General features: G+C 61.6%; 7 protein-coding genes. All 7 read right to left on the bottom strand.

What is annotated here, in order from left to right:
- The coding region (locus FBR05_12915) for a homoserine dehydrogenase (protein ID MDL1873080.1) at nucleotides 1-1,205 on the bottom strand (1,205 nt) is incomplete at its 3' end.
- Nucleotides 1,202-2,374 carry an aminotransferase class I/II-fold pyridoxal phosphate-dependent enzyme gene (locus tag FBR05_12910; protein MDL1873079.1) on the bottom strand — a complete coding sequence of 391 codons (1,173 nt, stop codon included), beginning with the start codon at nucleotides 2,372-2,374 and terminating at the stop codon, nucleotides 1,202-1,204. The genes FBR05_12915 and FBR05_12910, both read right to left, overlap by 4 nt.
- Before the next feature lie 88 nt (nucleotides 2,375-2,462).
- On the bottom strand, nucleotides 2,463-4,589 hold the full coding sequence (gene recG / locus FBR05_12905) for an ATP-dependent DNA helicase RecG (protein ID MDL1873078.1): 2,127 nt from the start codon (nucleotides 4,587-4,589) through the stop codon (nucleotides 2,463-2,465).
- 83 nt (nucleotides 4,590-4,672) lie between these two features.
- Complete coding sequence (locus FBR05_12900) at nucleotides 4,673-5,986, bottom strand: DUF3187 family protein (GenBank protein MDL1873077.1); 1,314 nt, start codon at nucleotides 5,984-5,986, stop codon at nucleotides 4,673-4,675.
- A 393-nt stretch (nucleotides 5,987-6,379) separates the two neighbouring features.
- Nucleotides 6,380-8,818: a hypothetical protein gene (locus FBR05_12895; GenBank protein MDL1873076.1), complete on the bottom strand. Its 2,439-nt coding sequence runs from the start codon at nucleotides 8,816-8,818 to the stop codon at nucleotides 6,380-6,382.
- 164 nt (nucleotides 8,819-8,982) lie between these two features.
- Nucleotides 8,983-10,599, bottom strand: coding sequence for a citramalate synthase (locus tag FBR05_12890; protein ID MDL1873075.1), 1,617 nt, complete (start codon nucleotides 10,597-10,599; stop codon nucleotides 8,983-8,985).
- Between the two features lie 72 nt (nucleotides 10,600-10,671).
- On the bottom strand, nucleotides 10,672-10,825 hold a 154-nt coding region (locus FBR05_12885), incomplete at its 5' end, for an ACT domain-containing protein (GenBank protein MDL1873074.1).

Below are 10,825 nucleotides of genomic sequence, written 5' to 3'. Positions count from 1 at the left end.
AGGACCACGATCGGGACCACCCTCCCCTCCTCGGCCAGGTTTTGGTAGACCGAGGAGATGCTGATGCGATGCCGGCCGAGGATCGAGGTGATCTTCGCCAGGACGCCCGGCCGGTCCAGCGCCTGGAAACGCAGGTAGTACGGACCCTTCAACGAACCAATGGGCTCGATCGCCGCATCGCGGACCTTGTCGGCGTAGAGCCCCAGCGGCGGCACCGTGTAGGCGACGCCGGCGATGAGGTTGCGCGCCACCTCGACGATGTCGCCCACCACCGCGGAGGCCGTGGGGCCGCTGCCCGCGCCGGCGCCGTAAAGCATCCCCTCGCCGACGAAATCGCCCTCGACCAAGATCGCGTTATGCACCCCGCGCACCGCCGCCAGCATGGAGCCCGCCGGGATCATCGTCGGGTGGACCCGCGCCTGGATCTTGGCGCCTTGGGACTTGGCGATGGCGAGCAGCTTGATCTCAAATCCAAAGCGCTTGGCGCACTCGAGGTCGAAGGCCGACAGCCGGCGGATCCCCTCGACGAAGAGTTTGTCGACCGGGACGTGCACGCCGTAAGCGATCGAGACGAGGATGGCCAGCTTGTGGGCCGCGTCCCAGCCGTCGATGTCGAAGCCCGGGTCGGCCTCGGCGTAGCCCAGCTCTTGGGCCCGCTTCAGGGTGGCCTGAAAATCCGCACCCTTCTCGGACATCTCGCTCAAGATGAAATTGCAGGTGCCGTTGACGATGCCGAAGAGCGAGAGGATCCGATTGGCCACGAAGCCCTCGCGCAGCGCCCGCAGGATGGGGATCCCCCCGCCGACCGCGGCCTCGAAGCAGATGTCGACCTGGGCCGCCTTGGCCGCGCCGAAGACTTCGCGGCCGTGTAGGGCCAACAGGGCCTTGTTGGCGGTGACCAGGTGCTTGCCGGCCTTGATAGCCGCCAAGGCCAGAGTCTTGGCCTCCTGGGTGCCGCCCATCACCTCGACGACAACCTGGATCTCCGGGTCGCGCAGGATCTCGCGGTAATCCTCGGTGAACAGACCCGCGGGGGCCTTGACGCCCCGCCGCTTCGACTTGTCGCGCACGGCGATCTTCTTGATCTCGACCGGCGCGCCGATGCGCTGGGCCAGGAGGGCGCGGTGCCGCTGGAGGATCTCGTAAACCCCGCGGCCCACCGTGCCGAAACCGACCAAACCGACTTTGATGGAGGCTCGTTTCATCGCTTGTTCAACGCCTTCTTGATGCCCTGCACGGCCTGCTTGATGCGCTTGACGTTCTCGACTAAGGCGAAGCGCACGTAGCCCTCGCCGTGCTCGCCGAAGCCGATGCCCGGCGAGACCGCGACCTTGGCCTCCTGCAGGAGGTATTTGCTGAACTCAAGGCTGCCCATCGCCGTGAAGGCCTCGGGAATCCTCGCCCAAACGAACATCGTCGCCCGCGGCTTCACGATCGGCCAACCGACGCGGTTGAGCCCGTCGCAGAGCGCGTCGCGGCGCTCGCGGTAGATCTCGACGATCTCCTTGACGCACTTCTCGGGGCCATTCAGGGCCACTGTCGCGGCGATCTGGATGGGCTGAAACATACCGTAGTCCATGTAGCTTTTGATCTTGCTGAGGGCAGCGATGATCTCGCGGTTGCCGACGCAGAAGCCGACCCGCCAGCCCGGCATGCTGTAGCTCTTGGAGAGCGTGTAAAACTCGACCGCCACGTCCTTCGCGCCCACCACCTGGAGGATGCTGGGCGGCTTCGGACCCTCGAAGACCAGGTCGGCGTAAGCAAAGTCGTGCACGACGATCATGCCGTGCTCTTTGGCGAAGGCGATGACGCGTTCGAAGAAGGGCAAGTCGACCGTCTGCCCCGTCGGATTGGACGGGAAGCTCAAGATCAACAACTTCGGCTTGGGCCAGATGCTCTTGGTGGCGCGGTCGAGGTTCTCGAAAAAATCCGTCTCGTCGTCGGTGCGCACGCTGCGCGCGTCGGCGCCGGCGATGACCGTCGAGTAAATGTGTATCGGATAGGACGGGTTCTGCACGATGACCACGTCGCCGGGCGCGGTGGTCGCAAGCATGAGGTGCGAAAGCCCCTCCTTCGCGCCGATCGTCGCGATGGCCTCTCGGTCGAAGTCGAGCTCGACGCCGTAGTTGCGCTTGTACCAGTCGCAGATCGCCATCCGCAGCTTGGGGATGCCGCGCGAGACCGAGTAGCGGTGGTTCTTGGGCTTCTTCGCGGCCTCGACGAGCTTGTTCACGATGTGCGGCGGCGTGGGCAAGTCGGGGTTTCCCATGCCCAGGTTGATGATGTCCTCGCCGCGCTTGCGGGCCTCGCTCATGAGCTGGGTCACGACGCCGAGGGTGTAAGGCGGGAGGCGTTTGATGCGGTCGAATTCCATAGGGAAAAAGCCATAAGGAAGGCGACGGCCTTCCGGGGCCCTCGTTTCAAATGTCATTGCGGGCCCGCCTTGTCAAATGAATCAGCGATCAGCCGACCTGCGCCAGGCTCAGGCGCCCCTTCCAGCGGTGCAAAAGGATCGGACGGATCATGCGGTTCTCTTCGAGGGTTAGCTGCGGGTCCTTTTCCAAAAGCTCCCGCGCCGCCTCACGAGCGGCCTCCAGCAGGTCCAAGTCGCTGACCAAATTGCCCACCCGAAAGTCGGGCAGGCCCGACTGGCGGGTCCCCAAAAAATCCCCCGGGCCCCGAATCTTGAGGTCCTCCTCGGCGATCTTGAAACCGTCGGAGGAGGCCTCCATGACCTTGAGGCGCTCCTTGGCCAAATCCGACTGCCTGAAGTCCGTAGCGAGGATGCAGTAAGACTTCTGCCCGCCCCGCCCCACCCGGCCGCGCAGCTGGTGCAGCTGGGAGAGCCCGAAGCGCTCGGCGTGCTCGATGACCATCAAGGTCGCGTTGGGGACGTCGATCCCGACCTCGATGACCGTCGTGGAGACGAGGATCTGAGTCTCGTTTTTGGAGAAACGCCCCATCACCTCTTCCTTCTGCAGGTTCTTCATCCGGCCGTGGAGCATTTCCACCTTAAATTCCTTAAAAATTTCCTTAAGTTTTTCATAAGCTTTAGTGGCATCTTTCAAGTCTAACTTCTCGCTCTCCTCGATCAGGGGAAAGACGAAATAAGCCTGCTGCCCGGCCCTCACCTTCTCGCGGACGAAGTCGTAGAGCTTGGGGCGATCCTTCTCGTACATGATGCGGGTCAGGATCGGGACGCGGCCCGGCGGCAACTCGGTGATAAGCGAAAGATCCAAGTCCCCGTAGAGCGTCATCGCCAGGGACCGGGGAATCGGCGTCGCGGTCATGACCAGGACGTCGGGCTGCTCGGACTTCTTCATGAGGACCATGCGCTGGCGGACGCCAAAGCGGTGCTGCTCGTCGATCACTACCAGGCTCAGGCGGTCGAAGGCGACGTCTTCCTCCAACAGGGCGTGGGTGCCCACCACGATGACGGGCTCGCCGCGCTTAAGCAATTCCAAGATCTCGTCCCTTTCCTTGCCCTTCGTCGAGGCCGTCAAGAGGCGGACGGGGATGCCCATGCCCTCCAGGAGCCGGCTGAAGTTTTTGAAGTGCTGGTCGGCCAGGATCTCGGTGGGGGCCATGACGGCGGCCTGGCGGCCGTTTTCCACGGACAAGAGGGCTGCAAAGAGGCAGACCAAGGTCTTCCCGCTCCCCACGTCCCCTTGGAGAAGCCGGTTCATCGGCCGCGGGGAGCACATATCCCGCGTAATCTCCCGGATGGCGCGCTCCTGCCCCTCGGTGAGGGTGAAGGGCAGTTTTCCGCGAAGGGCCTCTTGAAAGCGAAATTTGGCCTCGTGGGCGATGCCGGTCATTACCTGCGCCCTTTGCCGGCGGAAGGCCAGGCCCAGCTGCAAGTAGAAGAATTCCTCAAAGACAAGCCGCCGGTGAAAGGGCGAGCGCAGTGCCGTCCAGACCTCGGGCGAGTCCTCGTCCAAGGGGCGGTGAATCCGGGAAAAGGACTCCGCCTGCCCCGGAAATCCCCACTTGCACCGCAAGGCCTCGGGCAGCGTCTCCGCCAGCCGATCCCCCAGGCCCTCCAAGAGAAAGTCGAGGGCCTTGCGGATCTGCCTCTGGTGCAGGCCCTCCGTGGTTGAATAGACCGGCACCAAGCCGAGGTGCTTTTGAAAATCCTCTTCCTCGAAGAACTCCTTCACGGGGGTCACTTCGGGATGCACCATCTGCTTTTCCCCGCGAAACAGGCTGACCTCGCCGAAAAACAGGAACTTCTCGCCCTTCTTGAAGCGCTCTTGAAAGAATTTTCTCGGATAATGGAACCACTTGACCGTGAGATATCCCTGGCCGTCGGTGACAATGACTTCGAAGATCCTCCGGCCGCGACGCCCCAATACCACCTCCCCGACCGCGTCGACCTGCCCGTAGACCACGCGCTGTTTGCCGGGCTGGGTCTTAGCGATGGAAGCGATGCTGCGGCGGTCCAGGTAGCGAAAGGGCAGGTGATAGAGCAAGTCTTCAAAGGTCGCGACGCCCAAACGTTCAAACAACTTGCCGAGGTAAGGCCCCACCCCCTTCACATATTGGACCGGAGAATTGAACCAGGCGATGTTTTCCTGAATCGCATCCATGAGAAATATGGGGGAAAAAAAAAGCCCCCCGCGTTTGCGGGGGGCCTTTGGGATTTAACCTCAACCCGAATATCGTCCCGTCATTATTGCTCGACGTGGAATTCGGTGCGGCGATTCTTCGCACGACCTTCGGCCGTGTCGTTGGTCGCCACCGGCTTGCTCTCGCCGAAACCAACCGCATCCAGCATGGAGGCCGGGATACCCTTGTTGACCAGGTAGGCCTTCACGGCATTCGCGCGGCGCTGCGACAGCTTCATGTTGTAAGCGTCGGAGCCGATCGAGTCGGTGTAACCCTCGATCTTGACCATCTTGATGCTCGGGTTGCTCTTGATGATGGAGACAACGTCATCGAGGATGGGATAGGACTGCGGGCGAATGTTAGCACGGTCGAATTCGAAGTGGATGACCTGATCGATGGTGATCTGGCGCGCTTCGACTTGAGCCGGACGATCGCAAGCAGGGCAAGGCTCGGGAGCCCAGTTGTAGTTCAGGCCCAAGAAAGCCCGGAAGTCCGGAGAACCGACGCCGAGGGTCAGACCCGCGCCGCCGCCGACGTTGATGTCCCAGTGCTCGGCAACCTTGATGCGGAAACCGCCGAGGACCTCAGCCGGGGTTTGGACTTCGTTTTCGAACAGGTCACGAATGACCGGCTCGGTGTGGGCTTCGACCAGGAACGACAGGCGCTCGATGATCTTGATCGAGAGACCCAGACCCAAGAGGAGCTGGTCGTCGATGCGAACGCCGCCAATCGTCACGTCGTCGCGGCCCAGATAACCGACGTTAAGGGCCAACTTGACGCGCTCATGGATGTTGAAGTCGAGAGCGATCTTGATACCGCCGGTGACGGTGCCGTTGCCCACGAAGTGGGTGGAGTCGCCGGAAGGAATGGTGAAGAAGGGAACCAGGGCGAGACCGATCAGCTTATCCTCGTTGTTGAGGATGCGGAACTTGAGCTCCATGCGGATGTCGCCAAGTTCGGTCATGCTGTCGCTAGCGCCGGTACCGGTGCCGAAAGGAGGGCCCAGGGTGTTGACGTAGTCCAACCAGAAGACCACCGGGATGTTCATGCCGACCGAGAACCAGTCCAGAAGACCGTAGGTGGCGTAGAAGTTGCCGGTGATGGTGTTGTCCACGACGCCGGCGAAGCGGCGACCCAACACGGGGAACGCAACCTCAAGAGGGTTGTGGGCAAAGTCAACGTAGAAACCGGCGTTCCAGCCGTGTTTCGCAACCGTCTGGCTGGAGTACACGGTGAAATAGTCGGTTCGGTTGGAGATGGCGGGCTTGAAGTTCAGAACGTCAAAGCTCGACACCAAAGCGTGGGCAGAAGGCGCAGACGCCGTAACCACGGCGGCCATGCCTAATGCGGCACAGAGTGTTTTGAGGCTTTTTCTCATACATCTATCCCCTTTCCAGGATGAAGTTCGACACTATACAAAAATCAAACGCGATTTTTATTTCAAAAACTTATTACTGCTGTTTGCGTTTCCCAGGTAATTCGGAAACAGAAACGACACTTCTAACCAAAAGATTTCGGGAGTGTAAACGCGACCCCTCTAGCTGTCAAACAAAAAAAACATTAAAGTATTCAAGCTCAAGCCTCGAATTCTGTGCTGAAATTTCGGATTTAAAAATCTCCTCGCCTCTTTCCTGACAAGCCTTGGCGACCCTCCGCACCTTCCCAAAAATTCCGCATCACTCCTTGTCAAAATCGATTCCGAAATAAAAAGCCCCCGCCGCAGAGCGACGGGGGCTTATCTAAAACACCCTTCTCGGAAGAGCGGAGGCGATTACTTTTTACCGAAGCGCCTCGCCAGGGCCCAGAGCCCCAAAGCGCCCCCCCAACCGAGGGTCCACGCGGAACCCGGCAGGGTCGAGCCCGAAGCGGCATTGAGGCTGCAGCCGAAGAGGTTGCCCGAGCCCTCGAAGAAGGCCTTCGGGAAGACGAACTTCGCCGGACAGTCCTTCGGTCCGTCGGGCTCGATGCTGTATTTCAGCTCGATCACCCGATCCTGGTCGAAGGAGAGCGGCAGGCGCGGGCCCACCAGGCACTGGCCTTGGACGGTCAGGGCGCTGAGGTCGATGCCCTTGGCGCCGACTTGGGCCCAGGTCACCGTCTTGCCGCTGTTCAGCTCGGCCAGCTTCTGGTCGTTTTCGAAGGCGCAGATCATCACCGGGTCTTTCGGCGAGAGCTGCTTTTCGATGGGGGTCGCGGGACAGGCCGTCGAGCCGCCGGGGCAGTTGCTGAAGTCGGCGGTGAACTCACCCGTCGTCACGGTACCGAGGTTGTCCTTGGCCGTCACGGTCCATTTATGGACCCCCTGGTCTTTGGGCAGCTTGACCTTGCCGGACCATTCCTTGTTGCCCGGTCCCGGGACCGCGGGCGTGAAGGTCACTCCCGCATCCGTCGTGGCGGGGGTGCATTCGGTGATCGTATTGCCCTCCGAGGCGGTGCAACGGTAGGTCACCTCGCCGCCGTCGCACTTGGGATCGTCGCCGGAGACGGTCGGACGGTGGTTGATCAACACCAGGAGACCGTCCGTCGAGACAGGCACGCGGGTGCCAAAGTCGCCCGGTAACCGCTCGTAAGTTCCGTCGTACCTGAAGTTGTCGTTCAGCACGAGCACCTGGCTGCTCTTCTGGAAGGAATTGGGCGTGTAGTTGATTTTATACTCGGTCGGGCTCGCCTTGACGAAGCCACGGGCCGCCAAGACGGCGTCGTTGTTCAGGACCGGCGGTGTATCGAGGTAGGCCGGCTCGGCGGTCGTGTAGTATTTTCCCGGGACGTATTCCACCGGCGCGCGCGCCACGGTGTAGCGGCCGAGAAAATTCCCATGGGTGATATCGGTGTCCGGGATGCGCTGCTCGGGGAATTTCGCCGCGGCCGCCGTCAGGATCAGGTCGGGAAGCCCGTCGCTGTTCATGTCGTGGGTCTGAATGAACTTTGGCGTGTAGCTCAAGGTGGAGATGTCGTTGCGGCTGGCCGGGTTCACCTGGAAGGGCGAGGTGCCCGCGTAGGTCACCACCGCCGAACCGCCGTTGGAGGCGACCGCCAAGTCCTGGTTGCCGTCGCCGTCGTAGTCCCCGGTCGTCGAGGTATAGGGGAACTTCAGCGAGGTCTCGTCGGTGTCGCCCAGGGTCTGCTTGACGCCGAAAGCGCTGCCCGAGCCATTGTTCTGCAGCGACATGACGGGCCCGCTCTTCCAGCCGGCGACGCAGGCGATGACCGGGGGATTTTCCACAGCCACGTCGGCTTTGACGTCGACGGGCGGGCAGTTCGAGTAGAACTTATCATAACAGGTCAGCACGAGGTCATCCTGCGCGTTGCCGTCCGGATTGTAGGTGGCCAGACCAGTGGGCTTGTCGCAGGTGTCGCGCTTGAAGCCGGCGGCGGCCTCTTTGAAATCAAAGCTTCCGCCGGCATTGAGAAAGGCGTGCACATTCGCGCCGCCGGTATTGTTGCAGCGGTTGAAGGTGGAAACCGCCAAGTCCGGCTTGGCATCGCCGCCAAACTGCCCCACGGTCACCGCCAGGGGAATGCCGCACTTGATCATCTGTTTGTAATAGGGAGAGGCCAGGGCCGGATCGCCGGCGTCCGGATTAAAGGGATTGGCGCCGCCGGCGTTGGTGCCGGCCACGACCGCAACATAGCCGTCGAAGCTGTTGTAATCGAAGCCGATGACCGCCACGTCGTCCTTGCCGTCGCCGTTGAAATCGGCGACCCGCGCCGACCACAGCGTGAGCGGCTTGTCGAGACCGACGGTCACGGGGACGTCGCCAGACTCGCCCGCGCAGGCCGAACCGTTGAAGTTATAACAGACCTTCAAGCCGCCGGTATCGAGCACGACGACGTCCTTGAGGCCGCCGCCGTCGCCGTCGAATTGTCCCTGCACCGCGACCAAATTATAGTTTCCGTTGGTAAGGCCCACACCGTTGAAATAGGTATTGGGCGTCGCGCTGGGCCAGTTGTTCTTGTTTTCGAAGCCCCACAGCAGACGGAGCTGGGGCACGGCCGCGTCGACGTGGGGGCTGCCCGCGAAGGGATAGACAGAGAAGTCGCCCGGGAAGGTCATCCCGTGCTCTTTTCCGCCGTATTGGCCGCGATCGGTGATTTTAGGGCCGTCGAAGCTGATGCCGGGATCGGCATAGCTGGCAAAGGCTGGCGTCAAGGCCAAGACCAAGACGGATAATTTCAATATTAAATGTCTCATGGTTCTCCTCCGGAACATCCCAAAACTCCCCAAGGCGGAGTGCCTGCCTTAAGAGTAATCGAAATCCATAGATATAACTATATAATTTTCAAAAGGATTTTGCCGCAAGGCGCCAAGCCCCTTGAGGAAATCCCACACAGAGAAGGTATCGGCCGGCTAAACCTGCGATGTTGCTTGCCTATTTATGTACGGGATTTTGGGGCCTTTTTCCGTCGGAGGCCCGGGTCCTTCATCAATTTGTATTCCAGGGAATCCACCAGGGCCATCCAGCTGGCCTGGATGATGTTTTCGTGGACCCCGACCGTGCCCCATTTCGACGAACCATCGCCGGACTCGATCAAGACCCGCACCTTCGAGCCCGTACCGCTGCCGCTGGGCAGGACGCGCACCTTGTAGTCGAGCAGCCGTACCTCGCCGATCTGCGGGAAGAAGCGCTCCAGCGCCTTGCGCAGGGCGTTGTCGAGGGCGTTGACCGGACCGTTGCCCAGCGCGGCGGTGTGCTCTTGCTGCCCGTCGACCTCGACCTGGATGGTGGCCTCGGCGTGCGGCGGGTCGTCATGGGTGGGCTTCTCGTCCAAGACGCGGAAGCCGATCAGGCGGAAGAAGGGCTTATAGCGCCCCATCGCCTTCTTCATGAGGATCTCGAAGCTCGCCTCGGCGCCCTCGAACTCGTAACCCTGGTTTTCAAGCTCTTTCAAATCCTTCACCAGCTGCTTGACCAGCGGGTCCTGCCGGTCGAGATCGAGGCCGAACTCGCGGGCCTTTTGCAGGATATTGCTGGTGCCGGCGAGGTCGCTCAGCAGGATGCGGCGCCGGTTGCCGACCGCCTCGGGAGCGACGTGCTCGTAGGTCTTGGGATTCTTCATCACTGCGCTGACGTGGATGCCGCCCTTGTGCGCGAAGGCGCTCTGGCCGACGTAAGGCTGGTGGGTGTTGGGTTTGAGGTTGGCCAGCTCGTTGACGAAGTGCGAGACCTCTTGGAGGCGCGTCAGGCCTTTGCCCGGCACCACCTCGATGCCCATTTTCAGCTGCAGGTTGGGAATGATCGAAACGAGGTTGGCGTTGCCGCAGCGCTCGCCGAAGCCGTTGATCGTCCCGTGGATCTGCACCGCGCCCGCGCGCACCGCGGCCAGCGAGTTGGCCACCGCGACCTCGCAGTCGTTGTGGCAGTGGATCCCGTAGGCGCCGGGCATCATGCGGGCGACCTGGCGGAAGATGCGCTCGACCTCGTCGGGCAAGGTGCCGCCGTTGGTGTCGCAGAGCACCAGGAGATCCGCCCCGCCCTCGCGGGCCGCCTGCAGGGTTTTCATCGCGTACTCGGGGTTGGCCTTGAAGCCGTCGAAGAAGTGCTCGGCGTCGTAGATCACCTCGCCGACGCGCTTCTTGAGGAACTCGAGGGAATCGGCGATCAGCTCGAGATTTTGCGCGAGCCCCACCTTGAGGGCATCGTGCACGTGCAGGTCCCAGGACTTTCCGAAGATGGTGACCACGGGGGTCTCGGCCTCGAGCAGGGCCTTGAGGTTGTCGTCCTTCGCGGGCGTCTTGCTGGGGTGGCGCGTGGCGCCAAAGGCGGCTATCCTCGCATGCTTCAGCTTGAGCGCCGGGGCCTTTTGGAAATACTCCAGATCCTTGGGGTTGGAACCGGGCCACCCCGCCTCGATGTAGTCGATCCCCAGCTCGTCGAGTTTCTCCGAGATGCGCAGCTTGTCCTCGACGGTGAAGGAGATCTCCTCGCCCTGCGAGCCGTCGCGGAGGGTGGTGTCGTAGAGGGTGACTTGTTTCTTGCCGGATGAGACCATTTTGTAGGGGCGAACCTTGTGTTCGCCCTCCCCGTCTGTGCTCCAGGGGCGAACACAAGGTTCGCCCCTAACTTATTTCTTTCCCAGCTCGAAGGCGTCGTGCAGGACGCGCACGGCGAGCTCGGTGTACTTCGCGTCGATGATGATCGAAATCTTGATCTCGGAGGTGGAGATCATTTGGATGTTGATATTCTCCTTCGCCAGCGTGGTGAACATCTTGCTGGCG

This window comes from Deltaproteobacteria bacterium PRO3, assembly GCA_030263375.1.
GTDB lineage: Bacteria > UBA10199 > UBA10199 > DSSB01 > DSSB01 > DSSB01.
This window is presented reverse-complemented; position numbering and strand designations above follow the sequence as displayed.

Bases quoted from the DNA above. Each gene is read 5' to 3' on its own strand.
- FBR05_12890 (MDL1873075.1), bottom strand. From the start codon at position 10,599: ATGGTCTCATCCGGCAAGAAACAAGTCACCCTCTACGACACCACCCTC.
- FBR05_12895 (MDL1873076.1), bottom strand. From the start codon at position 8,818: ATGTTCCGGAGGAGAACCATGAGACATTTAATATTGAAATTATCCGTC.
- FBR05_12910 (MDL1873079.1), bottom strand. From the start codon at position 2,374: ATGGAATTCGACCGCATCAAACGCCTCCCGCCTTACACCCTCGGCGTC.
- FBR05_12900 (MDL1873077.1), bottom strand. From the start codon at position 5,986: ATGAGAAAAAGCCTCAAAACACTCTGTGCCGCATTAGGCATGGCCGCC.
- recG (MDL1873078.1), bottom strand. From the start codon at position 4,589: ATGGATGCGATTCAGGAAAACATCGCCTGGTTCAATTCTCCGGTCCAA.